A 17,835-nucleotide genomic window follows, 5' to 3' on the forward strand; every position below is an offset into this window, starting at 1 on the left:
AATGCTCGGAGAATAGATATGACTAAAGCCATCAGTATGGACACGCTGCTTTCCACTTGGGTCGATTGCCCGAGTTTGTCGTCCATTCTTGTTTCTGATTTGGAACTCGACAGTCGACGAGTTCAATCTGGAACAACTTTTGTAGCTATTATTGGCCATGTTATGGATGGGCGTAAATTTATCCCAACCGTGATTGAGCAAGGTGCGAATGCGGTGATTGCTCAAGCTTGTGAGCAAAAAGCGCATGGCACGATTGAGATTATTGATGATGTTCCAGTGATTTACCTTGATGCGCTGGATAAGTGCCTATCTGAAATTGCAGGTCACTTGTATACCTACCCAACGATGGATTTGATTGGTGTCACTGGCACCAACGGCAAAACCACCATCACTCAACTGATTGCTCAATGGATTGATTTGGTCGGTTCAAAAGCGGCGGTAATGGGAACCACGGGGAATGGCTTTCTCGACAACCTACAAGAAGCTGCGAATACTACCGGCAACGCCGTTGAAATCCAAAAAACACTGTCTTCGCTCGCTGAGCAAAAAGCGCAATACACAGCGCTTGAAGTGTCTTCTCATGGTTTGATTCAAGGTCGCGTTAAAGCGCTGTCTTTTGCTGCTGGCGTGTTTACTAACCTGAGTCGTGATCATCTCGATTACCATGGCACGATGGAAGAATACGCCAACGCTAAGTTAACCCTGTTTACTGAACATCAATGTGGTCACGCTGTTATCAATGTCGATGATGTTGTGGGTGCTGCGTGGGCGAAGCAATTGAACAACGCGCTTGCCGTATCACTCAAACCAACAACAGAATTTTCTCAAAGCGTGTATGCAAACCACATCGCTTATGCTGAATCTGGCATCACGATTGAGTTTGATGGCAAGTTTGGTGAAGGTACGTTGCATGCACCACTTATCGGTGAGTTCAATGCCGCGAATCTGATGTTGGCATTCACAACGTTACTTAGTCTAGGTTTCAGCAAGCAAGATTTGCTGGCAACAGCAGGCCAATTACAGCCCGTTCTTGGTCGTATGGAACTGTTCCAAGCTGACGACAATGCCAAAGTAGTGGTGGATTATGCTCACACGCCTGACGCGCTAGAAAAAGCGCTGCAAGCATTGCGTGTACATTGCGACGGTGAGCTTTGGGCTATTTTCGGCTGTGGTGGTGATCGTGATGCTGGTAAGCGCCCAATGATGGCGGAAATCGCTGAACGTTTGGGTGACACAGTGGTACTTACCGATGACAACCCTCGTAGCGAAGATCCAGCGTTGATCATGAAAGACATGTTGGCTGGTTTAACGAAACCCGCTGCGGCGATTGTGCAACATGACCGCTTCAAAGCGCTGTCTTACGCACTTGAGCATGCTTCTTCGCAAGACATTATCCTTCTGGCCGGTAAAGGTCATGAGGACTACCAAATTCTAAATTCTGGAACCATCCATTACTCTGACCGCGAGTCAGCCATGACACTATTGGGGCTTTCATCATGATCACAGTAACGCTTTCTCAAATTGCCGACATTACTGGCGGTGAACGGATTGGTAACGATCTTTCTATTGAATCTGTTTCGACTGACACTCGATCTATCGAACAAGGCGCTCTATTTGTTGCTTTGGTTGGAGAGCGTTTTGATGCTCACAACTTCTGCCAACAAGCAGTAGAGTCGGGCGCGGGCGCACTATTGGTACAAAAACGCGTTAATGTGAATGTGCCTCAAGTCGTTGTCGGCGATAGTAAGGTAGCATTGGGTCAAGTGGCAGCTTGGGTTCACCAAACATGCCAAACACCGACGGTCGCCATTACAGGTAGCTGTGGTAAAACCACGGTGAAAGAGATGGTTGCCAGTATTTTGCAGTTGAAAGGTAAAGTGCTGTTTACTGCGGGCAACTTCAACAACGACATTGGTGTGCCATTGACCTTGCTGCGTTCGCAACAAGGCGATGACTACGCGGTGATCGAGTTGGGTGCGAACCACATTGGTGAAATTGAGTACACCACGCAATTGGTTAAGCCAGACATTGCCATGGTAAACAACGTGGCTGCTGCTCACCTTGAAGGTTTCGGGTCTATCGATGGCGTGAAACAAGCTAAAGGTGAAATCTATCAAGGGCTAGCGGCTGGCGGTATTGCGATCGTAAACCTAGATAGCAATGGCGGAGCGAAGTGGGATGAAGTATTAGCAGATAAGAATGTGATTACTTTTTCACAAAGTAACGCGGATGCTGACTTTTACGCTTCCAACATCGTGATGAGCGCCGCAGGTGAAGCAAGCTTTGACTTACATATCGCTGCAACTTCACAAGAAATTGAACTGTCTCTGGGTATTATTGGTAAACACAACGTGGCTAATGCAATTGCTGCTTCTATCATTGCCTTGAAAATGGGGGCGACATTAGAAGAGATTCGTTCAGGCCTTAAGCACTTAAACAAGGTAAAAGGTCGTGTTGAAGTGGAAGAGCTGAGCGATAAAATCAAGCTTATTGATGACAGCTACAACGCTAGCGTTCCTGCCATGAAGGCGGCGGTCGATTTGCTGGCGGCATTCCAAGGTCAACGTTGGTTGATTTTAGGTAATATGGCGGAGTTGGGTGAGGAAAGTCTTGCACTTCACCGTCAAGTCGGGGAACATGCTGCCCCACAAAAATTTGAACATGTTCTCACGTATGGTGCGGATGCAAAGGTCATTAGCGAGCTTTGCGATGGCATCCATTTCGAGACACATCAAGAGATGATTGACTACATCAAGCAGCATCTAGACCAAGCGGTTCCTGAACACCACACGATGTTGGTGAAAGGCGCGAACGGTGCACGTATGTTTGAAGTCGCTGCTGCTTTGAAGGAGTACTATTAATGATTATTTGGCTTGCCGAGCTGCTACAGCCATACCTATCTTTTTTCCGATTGTTTGAATACCTATCTTTTCGAGCAATCCTCAGCGTTCTAACCGCTCTAGGTCTATCTCTATGGATGGGACCGATTATGATCAAGCGTCTACAGATGCTCCAAATTGGTCAGGTTGTTCGTAACGAAGGTCCAGAATCCCACTTTAGCAAGCGTGGTACCCCAACAATGGGCGGTATCATGATTTTGGCTGCTATCTCTATCACTATCCTGTTATGGACTGACTTGTCGAACCCGTACGTTTGGGCGGTACTGACCGTTCTTCTTGGTTATGGTGCGATCGGTTTTGTCGATGACTATCGTAAGGTCGTGCGCAAGAACACTGACGGTCTGATTGCTCGTTGGAAGTACTTCTGGCAATCATCAATTGCGTTTGTAGTGGCTTTTGCTCTGTACGCTTACGGCAAGGATACTGCAGCAACTCAGCTTGTGGTGCCATTTTTCAAAGACATCATGCCGCAACTTGGTTTGATGTACATTATCCTGACTTACTTTGTAATCGTGGGTACCAGTAACGCGGTAAACCTAACCGATGGTTTAGATGGTTTAGCTATCATGCCAACGGTTCTCGTTGCGGCTGGTTTTGCGGTGATCGCATGGGCGACGGGTAATGTTAACTTCTCTGAATACCTTCACATCCCTTACCTACCGCATGCTTCTGAATTAGTCGTGGTATGTACGGCAATTGTTGGTGCAGGTCTTGGTTTCTTGTGGTTTAACACTTACCCAGCACAAGTTTTCATGGGCGATGTGGGCTCACTAGCACTTGGTGGTGCGCTTGGCACAATCGCAGTATTGGTTCGTCAAGAGTTAGTACTGGTGATCATGGGCGGTGTATTTGTAATGGAGACGCTATCGGTAATTCTACAGGTAGGTTCTTACAAACTTCGCGGCCAGCGTATTTTCCGCATGGCTCCGATTCACCACCACTACGAATTAAAAGGTTGGCCGGAGCCTCGCGTAATCGTGCGCTTCTGGATTATTTCTATGGTTCTTGTTCTGATTGGTCTAGCGACACTGAAAGTGCGTTAATCGCACCTTCCAAGAACAAGACAAATTGCGTGATCAAATATGGAACGTTGGCAAAACATACATAAGGTCGTCGTTGTAGGGCTCGGTATTACCGGGCTCTCTGTCGTTAAACACCTAACAAAAACACAGCCGCAACTGACGGTTAAAGTCATCGATACACGTGCGACTCCTCCGGGAGCTGAGCGCTTACCAGAGCAGGTTGAACTGCACAGTGGTGGTTGGAATACTGAGTGGCTTGCAGAGGCTGACTTAGTGGTGACTAACCCGGGTATTGCCTTAGCGACACCAGAGATACAAGCGGTTCTTGCGAAAGGAACGCCAGTTGTTGGTGATATCGAACTCTTCGCGTGGGCAGTCGATAAGCCAGTTATTGCGATTACCGGTTCTAATGGTAAAAGCACAGTCACTGACTTAACGGGTGTAATGGCGAAGGCTGCAGGCTTAACAGTGGGTGTCGGTGGCAATATCGGTGTTCCTGCTCTCGATTTGCTAGAGCAAGATGCAGACTTGTATGTGCTTGAGTTGTCCAGTTTCCAGCTAGAAACCACTTCAAGCCTGAAGCTTAAAGCGGCGGCGTTTCTGAACCTTTCCGAAGATCACATGGATCGCTATGAGGGCATGTCGGACTACCGACAAGCTAAACTGCGCATTTTTGATAACGCGGAGCTGGCAGTAGTTAACCGTGATGATCAAGAAACCTTCCCTGATACTGAAACACCGTTGGTGACATTCGGAAGTGATGAGCAAGCTTACGGCCTTGAAGCAGATGGTAAGCGTACTTGGTTGCTTGATCATGGTCAGCGTGTGATTGCCAGTGATGAATTAAAGCTGGTTGGTAAGCACAACCTAGCTAACGCGCTTGTGGTACTTGCTCTGCTTAAAGCGGCAGATGTGGACTATCACAAATCATTGAATGCACTGAAAACTTACACTGGTTTGACACATCGATGCCAAGTGGTTGCGGATAATCGTGGTGTAAAATGGGTGAATGACTCTAAAGCGACCAATATTGCAAGCACTATGGCTGCACTCTCTGGATTAGAGTCGACAGGCAAGCTGTACTTGCTTGTTGGTGGTGTTGGCAAAGGCGCTGACTTCACTCCACTAAAACCGATCTTCGCAACACTGAACCTACAACTTTGCTGCTTTGGTGCAGATGGTGATGAATTTATGCCACTGCATGAATCAGCAACTCGTTTCGACACCATGGAAGATGTGATTCAACAGATATCTTCGCAGTTAAAAACGGGTGATATGGTGATGCTGTCTCCGGCATGTGCTAGCTTTGATCAATTCGACAACTTTATGGCAAGAGGTGACGCATTCGCAGCTCTTGCTAAGAAATATGCATAATTAAAGGTCACACACTTCGTGGGTTTAGGTAACGTTAAACGCAGCATTGGCACTTGGCTTAAGCATCCTGCACCAGAGGCGCTCTTTGATCGTCAACTTGTCTGGATTGCGCTGGGTTTGATGTTAACTGGCTTGGTGATGGTGACATCAGCATCATTTCCTATCAGCTCACGTTTGACGGATCAGCCGTTTCACTTCATGTTCCGTCATGCCACCTTCCTAGTTCTCGCGATTGGTGTTTCCTCCGTTATTCTCCAAGTGCCTTTGCAGGAGTGGTTCAAGAAGAGCCACTACCTACTGTGGCTTGCTTTTGGCTTGCTCATCATCGTATTAGTCGCTGGTAAGTCGGTGAACGGTGCCTCACGTTGGATCCCGCTGGGTCTGTTCAACTTGCAGCCTGCCGAAGTCGCCAAGCTCTCGCTATTTGTCTTCATGTCCGGTTATCTGGTGCGTAAGCAAGACGAAGTTCGCCAAACTTTCTTTGGCGGTTTCATGAAGCCGATTATGGTGTTTGCCTTCTTCGCGGTCTTGCTGCTTGGTCAGCCCGACTTAGGTACTGTGGTCGTAATGCTGGTGACCTTGTTTGGCATGTTGTTCATTGCAGGCGCTAAGCTCACGCAGTTCTTAGCTTTGATGATTGCCGGTATCGCTGCGGTCGTTGGTTTGATTTTGGTTGAGCCGTACCGTATTCGCCGTGTTACGTCATTCTTAGACCCTTGGGAAGATCCATTCGGTAGCGGTTATCAGCTCACACAATCACTCATGGCGTTTGGTCGTGGTGAGTGGTTTGGTCAAGGCCTCGGTAACTCAATTCAAAAACTCGAATACCTACCAGAAGCGCATACCGACTTCGTTTTTGCAGTATTGGCAGAAGAGATCGGGTTTGTTGGTGTGGTATTAGTACTCATGCTGATTTTTAGCTTGGTATTAAAAGCGGTCTACATTGGTAAGCGCGCTTTTGATGAAGGCGAAATGTTTGGTGGTTACCTCGCATTTGGCATCGGTATTTGGTTTGCTTTTCAGACGTTGGTTAACGTTGGCGCAGCAGCAGGTATCGTTCCAACCAAAGGTCTTACTCTTCCACTAATCAGTTATGGTGGTTCGAGTCTTATTATCATGTCCGTGGCAGTATCTATCTTGCTGCGAATCGATCACGAATGCCGCTTGAAGCGCGGCCAGAAAGAATCAGAACAACAAGTCGATGAAGAAAAATAAACGTTTGATGGTGATGGCTGGTGGTACTGGCGGTCACGTGTTCCCGGGTCTTGCGGTAGCGAGGCAGCTACAAGAACAAGGTTGGGAGATTCGTTGGTTAGGCACCGCGGATAGAATGGAAGCCGAACTAGTGCCAAAACATGGCATTGAAATCGACTTTATCAAAGTAAAAGGTCTACGAGGTCAAGGCGTTAAGCGTCTTCTTGCTGCACCATTTCAAATTATCAATGCCATCATGCAAGCTCGAACTCACATGAAACGCTGGCAGCCAGACGCAGTGCTTGGCATGGGCGGCTATGTTAGCGGTCCTGGTGGTATTGCCGCTTGGATGAGTGGTATTCCTGTAGTGCTGCACGAGCAGAATGCAGTCGCAGGCCTGACGAACCAATGGTTATCGAAAATCGCGAAGAAGGTATTTCAAGCTTTCCCTGGTGCGTTTCCAAATGCTGAAGTGGTTGGCAACCCGGTTCGTGAGGATGTGACTCAATTAGCAGCACCAACTGAGCGCATGCAAGAACGTCAAGGTCCAATTCGTATTTTGGTGATGGGCGGCAGCCAAGGCGCACGTATTCTTAACCAAATTCTGCCAGAAGTGATGGCAAAATTGGGTGATGATTACTGTATTCGTCATCAAGCGGGCAAAGGCTCCGCTGAAGAGGTGAACGCAGCATACCAAGCGAATGGTGTTGCGAATGCAGACGTTACAGAATTCATTGACGATGTTGCAGAAGCGTATGCATGGGCTGACCTTTTGGTTTGTCGTTCAGGAGCGTTAACCGTTTCGGAAGTCTCGGCGGCAGGCGTGGGGGCTATTTTTGTTCCGTTTATGCATAAAGACCGCCAGCAAGCACTGAATGCAGACCACTTAGTGGATTGCGGTGCGGCGAAAATGATTGAACAACCAGATTTAACCGTTGAGTCATTGACTCAGCAGATCCAACAATTGGATCGACAAGCTTTACTTACAATGGCTGAGCAAGCGCGTGGCGCTGCAAAATTGAATGCTGACCGAGTTGTCGCACAAGCCATTGTCGCTTTGACCGAAAAGCGTTAACCGAATTATTGAGAATAGAATTGATGACAATCCAACATACACAAGACTTAGCTCAGATTCGCGCAATGGTGCCAGAGATGCGCCGCGTGAAATCCATCCACTTCATCGGTATTGGTGGTGCGGGCATGAGCGGCATTGCAGAAGTGCTGTTGAACGAAGGCTACCAAATCACAGGCTCTGATCTATCAGAGAACCCAGTGACAGAGCGTTTAGTATCAAAGGGTGCAACCGTTTTTATCGGCCACCAAGCGAGCAATGTAGAAAAAGCCAGTGTTGTTGTGGTTTCAACGGCGATTAACGAAGAAAACCCAGAAGTGATGGCAGCGCGTGAGTTACGTATTCCTATCGTACGTCGCGCAGAGATGTTGGCTGAATTGATGCGCTTCCGTCATGGGATTGCTGTTGCGGGTACGCACGGCAAAACAACGACCACGGCGCTTGTGACGCAAATCTATTCTGAAGCGGGCTTGGATCCAACCTTTGTTAACGGTGGTTTGGTTAAGAGCGCGGGTACGAACGCACGTTTGGGCTCTAGCCGAATTTTGATTGCTGAAGCAGACGAAAGTGACGCTTCATTCTTGCATTTGCAACCTATGGTGAGCATCGTAACGAACATCGAAGCGGACCACATGGATACATACGGTGGTGACTTCGAAACCTTGAAGCAAACCTTCATTGACTTCCTTCATAACCTACCGTTTTACGGCCAAGCAATTGTATGTATCGACGATCCTGTGATTCGTGAATTGATTCCTCGAATTAGCCGTCAAGTGATCACTTATGGTTTCTCTGAAGATGCGGATGTTCGTATCGAGGATTATCACCAAGAAGGTCAGCAAGGCAAATTCACCGTTGTACGCGAAGGTCGTGCGAATCTTGATATCACACTAAATATTCCTGGCCGTCATAATGCCTTGAACGCATCAGCAGCAATTGCGGTAGCAACAGAAGATGACATTAGCGATGAAGCGATTTTAAAAGCAATGGCAGGTACTCAAGGTACTGGTCGTCGTTTTGACCATTTGGGTGAGTTTGATACGGGCAACGGCCATGCCATGCTTGTCGATGATTACGGTCACCACCCAACAGAAGTGGACGTAACTATCCATGCCGCGCGAAGTGGTTGGCAAGATAAGCGCTTAGTGATGATTTTCCAACCGCACCGTTACAGCCGAACTCGTGATTTATACGATGATTTTGCAAACGTACTTGAACAAGTTGATGTGCTGATCATGTTGGATGTATACGCCGCAGGTGAAAAGCCAATATCAGGTGCAGATGGTCGAGCATTGTGCCGTACCATTCGCAGTCGTGGGAAGGTAGATCCAATTTTTGTCCCAGAAATCGAGCAATTACCTTCAGTTTTGGCTAACGTTATACAAGACGGCGACCTGATTTTGACTCAAGGCGCGGGTGATGTTGGTAAAGTGGCGAAGCAATTAGCAGCACTTGAATTGAACATTAGCAAGATGCTCGGTTAGCGACCAAGGTTGACGCAAGGTACAGAGAAAGACCTAGATCTCGATTTTGCGTCAAGAACGTTGTGATTTATCGCTATCAGTGTTTGATAGTTTACAAGAGCTCAGTATAATCCCAAGGTTAAAGTCAATGCTTTTGCCAATGTGTGCTAACACGGTGAAAAGTACAGGACAAAAGTCAGGAAACGAAGACGTTGTTGAATATTGCACTTAATGAAGAGCGACTTAACACGGACAATAACCGTGGTCGCCAAGATAAAATCTTAGGTGCGCTATTTTTCGTTGTTGTGGTGACCTTAATTAGTTCTGTTTTGTACTCAGCGATCAGTTGGATGTGGGATGACCAAAGGTTACCTCTCTCCAAAATAGTACTTCAGGGAAAACTGGAGTATGTCACTGCAGACGATGTTCAAGCTGCGTTTAGCCAGATTGATCATATTGGCACCTTCATGTCACAAGACATTGATGTGTTGCAACATAGTGTTGAAGCCATTCCTTGGGTTGCGCATGCCGCGATCCGCAAACAATGGCCTGACACAGTAAAAGTATTTTTGACAGAACATCGCCCAGTCGCCATCTGGAATGGCAACGAGTTATTAGATAATAATGGCTTGGTATTTGGAGGCGATGTCGGCCTGCTAAAGGAAGAGAAAGTTAAGTTATATGGACCCAATGAAACCGGGCCGGAAGTCTTGCAAACCTATCGCGAACTCCGACCTAAGTTCCAAACACTGGGTCTTGCTATATCGTCTCTTGTATTAAACGAGCGACGAGCTTGGCAGATCATCCTTGATAACGGTATTCGACTAGAGCTCGGTAAAGAGTCTCTGGATGAGCGAATAGAGCGTTTCTTCTTGCTCTACAACAAGCTTGGCAGTGACACACAAAGAATCAGTTATATCGATCTTAGGTACGATACGGGAGCCGCGGTTGGTTGGTTTCCTGAACATGAGTTAGAACAAGAGAGTACGAATGACTAAGGCCGCTGATGACAACATTATTGTTGGTCTTGATATAGGCACTGCAACCGTATCAGCTCTAGTGGGTGAGATTCTACCGGATGGCCAAATAAATATTATTGGTTCGGGTAGTAGCCCTTCACGTGGCATGGATAAAGGCGGCGTGAATGATTTGGAGTCGGTTGTAAAATCAGTACAACGCGCAATTGATCAAGCTGAGTTAATGGCGGAATGCCAAATCAGCCGAGTATTTATTTCGTTGTCTGGTAAGCATATCGCAAGCCGAATTGAAAAAGGCATGGGCACTATATCGGACGAGGAAGTTTCTCAAGAAGATATGGATCGCGCTATCCATACCGCAAAATCGATTAAAATCGGTGATGAACAACGAATCCTTCACGTGATTCCGCAAGAGTTCACCATCGACTACCAAGAGGGTATCAAAAATCCGCTTGGTTTATCTGGAGTGAGAATGGAAGTGAGTGTCCATTTGATCTCATGCCATAATGATATGGCACGCAATATTATTAAGGCGGTAGAACGCTGCGGCCTTAAAGTAGAGCAACTTGTTTTTTCTGGGCTTGCTGCGAGTAACGCGGTAATTACCGAGGATGAAAGAGAGCTTGGGGTTTGTGTGGTCGATATTGGCGCTGGCACGATGGATGTTTCTATCTGGACTGGTGGTGCATTACGTCACACAGAGGTATTTTCTTACGCAGGAAATGCTGTAACTAGCGATATTGCCTTTGCTTTTGGTACGCCTGTGAGCGATGCTGAAGAAATAAAGGTCAAATATGGTTGCGCCTTGAGTGAACTGGTCAGTAAGGATGACACGGTTAACGTTCCAAGCGTAGGTGGTCGACCTTCACGTAGTCTGCAGCGTCAGACTTTGTCAGAAGTGATTGAACCACGCTACTCTGAGCTTATGGGACTGGTTAACCAAACTATCGACTCTGTACAAGCGAAATTGCGCGAAGAGGGCATTAAGCACCATCTCGCCGCGGGTGTAGTTCTTACCGGCGGTGCAGCGCAAATCGAGGGAGTGGTAGAATGTGCGGAACGCGTATTCCGCAACCAAGTAAGGGTCGGCAAACCGCTCGAAGTCAGCGGATTAACTGACTATGTAAAAGAGCCGTACCATTCTACGGCAGTTGGATTACTTCATTACGCAAGAGACATGCAGTCTAGTGACGATAGCGATTATAATGAACCTAAGCGCTCATCTGTTACTGGCTTTTTCGGTAAATTGCGTAATTGGATACAAAAAGAGTTTTAACCTGAGTTGCAGGATAAACGGAGACAACACATGTTTGAACCGATGATGGAAATGTCTGACGATGCAGTAATCAAGGTCGTTGGGGTTGGTGGCGGCGGTGGTAACGCTGTTGAACACATGGTGCGTGAATCCATCGAAGGTGTGGAATTCATCAGCGTCAACACTGATGCGCAAGCACTTCGTAAGACAAGCGTTGGCAATGTCATTCAGATTGGTGGTGATATCACTAAAGGTCTGGGGGCAGGTGCGAATCCACAGGTTGGCCGTGAGGCAGCTCTCGAAGACAGAGATAGACTTAAAGATTCCCTAACTGGTGCCGATATGGTGTTTATCGCAGCTGGTATGGGCGGTGGTACTGGTACTGGTGCAGCACCTGTTATCGCTGAAGTAGCAAAAGAGCTGGGGATTCTTACCGTTGCGGTAGTAACAAAACCGTTCAGCTTTGAAGGCAAAAAGCGTTTGGCATTTGCAGAGCAAGGTATCGATGAGCTGTCTAAGCACGTTGACTCTTTGATCACGATTCCAAACGAAAAGCTACTTAAAGTACTTGGTCGTGGTGTAACGCTGCTAGAAGCGTTTGCAAGCGCGAACGACGTTCTTAAGAACGCAGTTCAAGGTATTGCAGAGCTAATCACTCGTCCTGGCATGATCAACGTCGACTTTGCAGACGTACGCACTGTAATGTCTGAAATGGGTCACGCAATGATGGGTAGCGGCATCGCGAAAGGCGAAGATCGTGCAGAAGAAGCAGCAGAGATGGCTATCTCTAGCCCGCTTCTAGAAGACATCGATCTAGCGGGTGCTCGTGGTGTTCTTGTTAACATCACTGCTGGTCTGGACATGCGTCTTGATGAGTTTGAGACAGTAGGTAACACAGTGAAAGCATTTGCTTCGGACAATGCGACAGTGGTTATCGGTACTTCTCTAGACCCAGATATGACGGACGAAATCCGCGTAACAGTTGTTGCGACAGGTATCGGCAACGAGAAAAAACCAGACATTACGCTAGTTGCTGGTGGCAAAGCGAAAGTAGCTCCGACGGCTGCGCCGCAAGCTCAACCACAACAGCAAGCTGTAGCGCCACAAGCTGAAGAGAAACCGGCACAAACTTTGCAAACTACTCCAGTGCAAGAGAAGCCACAGGTAACTCCTCAGCCGACAAACACAGTTTCTTCTTCTCCAGCTTCATCTGCGGGCCAAAGCTCAGCAGCACCAAAGCAAGAGAAAGAAAGCGGTTATTTAGATATTCCGGCATTTTTGCGTCGTCAGGCTGATTAATCTTTAACCCGTAAATTTGACATAGCTCAAAATTATGGTAGCATTCACGGTCGACGTTACAGACGGCCGTGTTTTGTAGCATATTTTAGAGAGGCAAGCAGATGATCAGACAACGTACTCTGAAAGAAATAGTGAAAACAACTGGTGTGGGTCTCCACTCTGGTCGTAAAGTCACACTTACTCTGCGCCCAGCTGCTGCTAATACAGGTATCATTTACCGTCGTACAGATGTAAACCCACCTGTAGATTTTCCAGCTGATCCAGCGTCCGTTCGTGACACTATGCTATGTACAGCACTAGTGAACGACGAAGGCGTGCGTATTTCAACTGTTGAACACTTGAACGCGGCACTTGCTGGTATGGGCATCGACAACATTATTGTTGAAGTTGACGCACCTGAAATTCCAATCATGGATGGTAGCGCTAGCCCATTCGTATACTTGCTACAACAAGCAGGTATCGAAACGCAAAATGCGCCTAAGCGTTTTATCCGTATTAAGAAACCAGTTCGTTTTGAAGATGGCGATAAGTGGGCAGAGTTTGTTCCATTTAACGGCTTCCGTATGGACTTCGAAATTGAATTTAACCACCCTGCGATCGAATCAGACGAGCAACGTCTTATGTTTGATTTCTCATCTCAAGGCTTCGTTCGCGAGATTTCTCGTGCACGTACATTTGGCTTCATGCGTGATATCGAAAACCTTCAATCACAAAACTTGTGTTTGGGTGGTAGTTTTGACTGTGCAATCGTACTTGATGACTACCGTATCCTTAACGAAGAAGGTTTACGCTTTGACAATGAGTTTGTAACTCATAAAGTATTGGATGCTATTGGTGATCTTTACATGTGTGGTCACGCAATTATCGGTGAGTTCCGTGCATACAAATCAGGTCACGGTCTAAACAACCAACTTCTTCGTGCTGTTCTTGCTGATCAAGAAGCATGGGAATGGACAACATTTGAAGAAGAAGAAGGTTCACCAGTCGCATTTGCACAACCAAATATGGTTCTAGCGTAAAATACGCAAACGCAAACAAATTAAAAAAGCCAGGCAATGCCTGGCTTTTTAGTATCTGAAGTTTCGTTGCTATTTTTCGCTTTTCTTCTCTGCCATATCGGCAAGGCGTTTCAAGCGTTCTTGGATCTTCGGTGGCGCCATATCAGCAATGATCAACAGCGAGTTTGCCGCGGATTCGGTTAATGGTGGACGCTTTGGTTTGTTCTCTTGTTCGAACCGATTACGGTAAAGGGAAGGGTTGATTCTTACCTCCACACTCATTAATTTTGCGTAGCCTTGGGTTCTCAGTTTATTGAGGATCATTAGGCGATCGTAATCGATCTTCATTTTGATTGCAGCACTTGATACATCAATTAATAAATGACCGCTGCGAACGTTCGCCACACGGCAATGATCGGCCGTTCCTTTTGGCAAGATCTCCTGCAATGCCTGATTCAGCTGCAAGATTTCCCCTGCATGCTCTTGAATCTGCTTAAACTGAGATTCAGCAATAAGGTCGTCTGTTGAGGTAGGGCGATGATCACGCATAGGTAAAATCTAATTTTGTTGAGATATGGGTATTCTAGAGCAGCTTTCTGCTTAGGTATAGTTTACATTATGGCCTTTATCTTCAACTTCACCAGACGATTTGGGTTTAGCAAGTAAAAGCGGATTGTTTTGAAAATGCTGACTTTACGCCGTGAGGCCTGTGTAATACTGGCTAATCCGCCATCAGTTTGTCTAAAAACTTACGAGTGCTTCAAACAAATACGTCTATTTATGGTTGTATCGATGAAAAATCCTTACACTAAGCCACATTGATTCAAAATTTAGCCTTGAAATATGGATGTTTGAACTCAATATCTTTGATAAATGATTTATCTCAGTATTCTTAGTTCCAAACTGGCAGAGACTGAAGGCATTACGAGTAGATCGGGAACGGTCTGATTAAAGAGAGATCCACGAAAAATGATAACTAAGCTACTGACAAAAGTAATTGGCAGTCGCAACGACCGAACACTGCGCCGCCTTAGAAAAATTGTAAAAGAGATTAATAACTACGAACCAACGTTCGAAGCACTTTCTGATGAAGAGCTAAAAGCGAAGACAGTTGAGTTCCGTGAGCGCCTAGGGCAAGGCGAAACTCTTGATAAGCTACTTCCAGAAGCTTTTGCTACGGTTCGTGAAGCATCTAAACGTGTTTACGGCATGCGTCACTTCGACGTTCAGCTTATCGGTGGTATGGTACTGAACGGCGGTCAAATTGCGGAAATGCGTACTGGTGAAGGTAAAACTTTAACTGCAACCCTTCCTGCTTACCTAAACGCACTTCCAGGTAAAGGTGTACACGTAGTCACAGTGAACGACTACCTAGCGACACGTGATGCTGAGACTAACCGTCCACTATTTGAATTCTTAGGTATGACTGTTGGCGTAAACGTGCCAAACATGCCTCCTCAAGCGAAGAAAGAAGCTTACCAAGCTGACATCCTATACGGTACAAACAACGAATTTGGTTTTGACTACCTACGTGACAACATGGCTTTCCGCAATGAAGACCGTGTTCAACGTGAGCGTTTCTTCGCTGTAGTCGATGAGGTGGACTCAATCCTTATCGATGAAGCTCGTACTCCTTTGATCATCTCTGGTCCAGCAGAAGACAGCTCTGATCTTTACACTCGTATCAACCTGCTTATTCCACAGCTTCAAAAGCAAGATAAAGAAGATTCTGAAGAATACCGCGGTGACGGTCACTACACAGTAGATGAGAAATCTAAACAGGTTCACCTAACAGAAACGGGCCAAGAATTCGTTGAAGAATTGATGGTGAAAAACGGTCTGATGGAAGAGGGTGATACGCTTTACTCTCCAACGAACATCAGCCTACTGCACCACGTAAACGCAGCGCTTCGCGCACACGTGTTGTTCGAACGCAACGTAGATTACATCGTTAACGAAGACGGTGAAGTTGTAATCGTTGATGAGCACACGGGTCGTACAATGCCGGGTCGTCGTTGGTCTGAAGGTCTTCACCAAGCGGTTGAAGCAAAAGAAGGCGTTAAGATTCAAAACGAAAACCAAACGCTGGCTTCGATTACTTTCCAGAACTACTTCCGTCTATACGAAAAACTGTCAGGCATGACAGGTACAGCGGATACAGAAGCATTCGAATTCCAATCGATTTACGGTCTTGAAACGGTTGTTATCCCAACTAACAAGCCAATGATCCGTAACGATATGCCAGACGTGGTTTACCGTACTGAAGCAGAGAAGTTTGCTGCAATCATCGAAGACATCAAAGAGCGCGTAGAGAAAGGTCAACCATCTCTAGTAGGTACGGTTTCTATCGAGAAATCAGAACTGCTATCTAACGCACTTAAGAAAGCGAAGATTAAGCACAACGTACTGAACGCGAAATTCCACGAACGTGAAGCTGAGATTGTTGCAGAAGCTGGTACACCTGGTGCAGTAACAATCGCAACGAACATGGCAGGTCGTGGTACCGATATCGTGTTAGGTGGTAGCTGGCAAGCGAAAGTGGAAGCACTGCAAGATCCGACTAAAGAACAGATCGACGCGATTAAAGCTGAGTGGAAACAAGTTCATGATCAAGTACTAGAGTCTGGTGGTCTACACATCATCGGTACTGAGCGTCACGAATCTCGTCGTATCGATAACCAGCTACGTGGTCGTTCTGGTCGTCAAGGTGATGCAGGTTCATCTCGTTTCTATCTATCGATGGAAGATTCATTATTGCGTATCTTCACTTCAGACCGTATGGCTAGCCTTATCCAAAGTGGTATGGAAGAAGGTGAAGCAATCGAATCTAAGATGCTGTCTCGTTCAATTGAAAAAGCACAGCGTAAAGTGGAAGGCCGTAACTTCGATATCCGTAAACAGCTTCTTGAATACGATGACGTGGCGAACGATCAACGTAAAGTGGTTTACGAATTGCGTGATGAGCTAATGAGCGTTGACGACATTAGCGACATGATCGAGCAAAACCGTGAAGATGTAATCACTGCGATCATCGACGAATACATTCCACCACAATCTCTAGAAGACATGTGGGATGTGGAAGGTCTTCAAGAGCGCTTGAAGGCAGACTTCGATCTAGACGCGCCAATCAAGCAATGGCTTGAAGAAGACGACAAGCTATATGAAGAAGCGCTACGTGAGAAGATCACTAACCTAGCGGTTGAAGTTTACAAAGCGAAAGAAGAAGTGGTTGGCGCACAAGTGCTACGTAACTTCGAAAAATCAGTAATGCTTCAAACGCTAGATACGCTATGGAAAGAGCACCTAGCGGCGATGGATCACCTACGTCAAGGTATTCACCTACGTGGTTACGCGCAGAAGAACCCGAAACAAGAGTACAAGCGTGAGTCGTTTGAACTGTTTGAAGGTCTACTAGAAGCGCTGAAAACAGACGTAATTACTGTTCTATCTCGTGTTCGTGTTCAACAGCAAGAAGAAGTTGAACGTATGGAAGAGCAACGTCGCGCGCAAGCTGAAGAAGCAGCTCGTCGTGCACAAGCTCAACACGCGGCAGCACAAAACCCGTTGTCTGAAGGCGAAGAGTCTGAAGAAGGCGCTCACCAACCAATGGTTCGTGAAGAACGCAAAGTGGGCCGTAATGAGCCTTGTCCATGTGGCAGCGGCAAAAAGTACAAACAGTGCCACGGTAAAATCGACTAATACAGTCTGAAAACATAAATAAAGAGTCGCTTAGGCGGCTCTTTTTGTATTGATAGATCTAGGAACGAATCTAATGAAAAGAATTCACATTGTTGCGGCGATCATTCTTAACCAAGACAAATCGCAAATCTTCATCACCAAACGTCCAAGCGACAAACACAAGGGCGGTTTTTGGGAGTTCCCTGGTGGTAAAGTTGAACAAGGCGAAACGGTTGAACAAGCGATGGTTCGTGAGCTTGAGGAAGAGATTGGCATTACGGTGACTGAGCAAGCTTTGTTTGAACACTTGGAATACGATTATCCTGATAAGTCCCTGAAGTTTGATTTTATGACAGTATCTCAATTCGATAACCAACCTTATGGTCGCGAAGGCCAAGAAGGTTGTTGGGTGGATATTGCAGCATTGCCTGAGTACGCCTTTCCTGAGGCGAATGTGCCGATTCTGGAACGTGTGGTTAAAGAGTTTTCTTAACCTGCATCTAACTGCCTTGTGGTTAACACGGGATATTGTTAGTTTAAAAAGATACAGCGAAACGAGAGAAGGCGAGGTAAGCCTCGTTTATCCAGAGAAGGAGAGAAAGC

At 46.5% G+C, this 17,835-nt stretch carries 14 protein-coding genes; 13 read left to right on the plus strand and 1 reads right to left on the minus strand.

All coding sequences use genetic code 11. From position 1 onward, the window contains the following. Positions 1 to 18: 18 nt before the first annotated feature. The 11 genes from murE to lpxC all read left to right on the plus strand — a co-directional run bounded on the left by murE (position 19) and on the right by lpxC (position 13,575). Positions 19 to 1,500: a UDP-N-acetylmuramoyl-L-alanyl-D-glutamate--2,6-diaminopimelate ligase gene (gene murE, locus A8140_RS02615; RefSeq protein WP_005528717.1), complete on the plus strand. Its 1,482-nt coding sequence runs from the start codon at positions 19 to 21 to the stop codon at positions 1,498 to 1,500. Then, positions 1,497 to 2,861 (plus strand): UDP-N-acetylmuramoyl-tripeptide--D-alanyl-D-alanine ligase, encoded by a 1,365-nt coding sequence (locus A8140_RS02620; protein ID WP_005528715.1) that lies wholly within the window; start codon positions 1,497 to 1,499, stop codon positions 2,859 to 2,861. The genes murE and A8140_RS02620 overlap by 4 nt, the downstream gene beginning before the upstream one ends. Next, positions 2,861 to 3,943, plus strand: coding sequence for a phospho-N-acetylmuramoyl-pentapeptide-transferase (mraY, locus tag A8140_RS02625; protein ID WP_005528713.1), 1,083 nt, complete (start codon positions 2,861 to 2,863; stop codon positions 3,941 to 3,943). The genes A8140_RS02620 and mraY overlap by 1 nt, the downstream gene beginning before the upstream one ends. Positions 3,944 to 3,982: 39 nt before the next feature. After that, the gene (murD, locus tag A8140_RS02630) at positions 3,983 to 5,296 is read left to right on the plus strand and encodes a UDP-N-acetylmuramoyl-L-alanine--D-glutamate ligase (protein WP_005528711.1); all 1,314 of its coding nucleotides are present in this window, start codon (positions 3,983 to 3,985) and stop codon (positions 5,294 to 5,296) included. A gap of 18 nt (positions 5,297 to 5,314) precedes the next feature. Then, positions 5,315 to 6,511 carry a cell division protein FtsW gene (gene ftsW / locus A8140_RS02635; RefSeq protein ID WP_005528709.1) on the plus strand — a complete coding sequence of 399 codons (1,197 nt, stop codon included), beginning with the start codon at positions 5,315 to 5,317 and terminating at the stop codon, positions 6,509 to 6,511. After that, positions 6,498 to 7,565 carry an undecaprenyldiphospho-muramoylpentapeptide beta-N-acetylglucosaminyltransferase gene (gene murG, locus A8140_RS02640; protein ID WP_005528707.1) on the plus strand — a complete coding sequence of 356 codons (1,068 nt, stop codon included), beginning with the start codon at positions 6,498 to 6,500 and terminating at the stop codon, positions 7,563 to 7,565. The genes ftsW and murG overlap by 14 nt, the downstream gene beginning before the upstream one ends. A gap of 23 nt (positions 7,566 to 7,588) precedes the next feature. After that, the gene (murC, locus tag A8140_RS02645) at positions 7,589 to 9,046 is read left to right on the plus strand and encodes a UDP-N-acetylmuramate--L-alanine ligase (RefSeq protein ID WP_005528704.1); all 1,458 of its coding nucleotides are present in this window, start codon (positions 7,589 to 7,591) and stop codon (positions 9,044 to 9,046) included. Between the two features lie 191 nt (positions 9,047 to 9,237). Beyond that, positions 9,238 to 10,023 (plus strand): cell division protein FtsQ/DivIB, encoded by a 786-nt coding sequence (locus A8140_RS02650; protein ID WP_005528702.1) that lies wholly within the window; start codon positions 9,238 to 9,240, stop codon positions 10,021 to 10,023. Then, positions 10,016 to 11,278 carry a cell division protein FtsA gene (gene ftsA, locus A8140_RS02655; protein ID WP_005528700.1) on the plus strand — a complete coding sequence of 421 codons (1,263 nt, stop codon included), beginning with the start codon at positions 10,016 to 10,018 and terminating at the stop codon, positions 11,276 to 11,278. The genes A8140_RS02650 and ftsA overlap by 8 nt, the downstream gene beginning before the upstream one ends. 30 nt (positions 11,279 to 11,308) lie before the next feature. After that, positions 11,309 to 12,556: a cell division protein FtsZ gene (gene ftsZ, locus A8140_RS02660; RefSeq protein ID WP_005528698.1), complete on the plus strand. Its 1,248-nt coding sequence runs from the start codon at positions 11,309 to 11,311 to the stop codon at positions 12,554 to 12,556. Between the two features lie 101 nt (positions 12,557 to 12,657). Continuing rightward, positions 12,658 to 13,575 (plus strand): UDP-3-O-acyl-N-acetylglucosamine deacetylase, encoded by a 918-nt coding sequence (lpxC, locus tag A8140_RS02665; protein ID WP_005528696.1) that lies wholly within the window; start codon positions 12,658 to 12,660, stop codon positions 13,573 to 13,575. A gap of 69 nt (positions 13,576 to 13,644) precedes the next feature. Here lpxC and A8140_RS02670 read toward each other — a convergent pair whose 3' ends face one another. Beyond that, positions 13,645 to 14,103, minus strand: coding sequence for a DUF721 domain-containing protein (locus tag A8140_RS02670; RefSeq protein WP_005528694.1), 459 nt, complete (start codon positions 14,101 to 14,103; stop codon positions 13,645 to 13,647). Between the two features lie 420 nt (positions 14,104 to 14,523). Here A8140_RS02670 and secA point away from each other — a divergent pair, with 420 nt between their 5' ends. Further along, on the plus strand, positions 14,524 to 17,253 hold the full coding sequence (gene secA, locus A8140_RS02675; protein ID WP_005528691.1) for a preprotein translocase subunit SecA: 2,730 nt from the start codon (positions 14,524 to 14,526) through the stop codon (positions 17,251 to 17,253). A gap of 73 nt (positions 17,254 to 17,326) precedes the next feature. Further along, entirely contained in the window at positions 17,327 to 17,725 is a 399-nt protein-coding gene (mutT, locus tag A8140_RS02680) for an 8-oxo-dGTP diphosphatase MutT (RefSeq protein ID WP_005528689.1), read from the plus strand. Positions 17,726 to 17,835: the final 110 nt, after the last annotated feature.

This window comes from Vibrio campbellii CAIM 519 = NBRC 15631 = ATCC 25920, from assembly GCF_002163755.1.
Taxonomy (GTDB): Bacteria; Pseudomonadota; Gammaproteobacteria; order Enterobacterales; family Vibrionaceae; genus Vibrio; species Vibrio campbellii.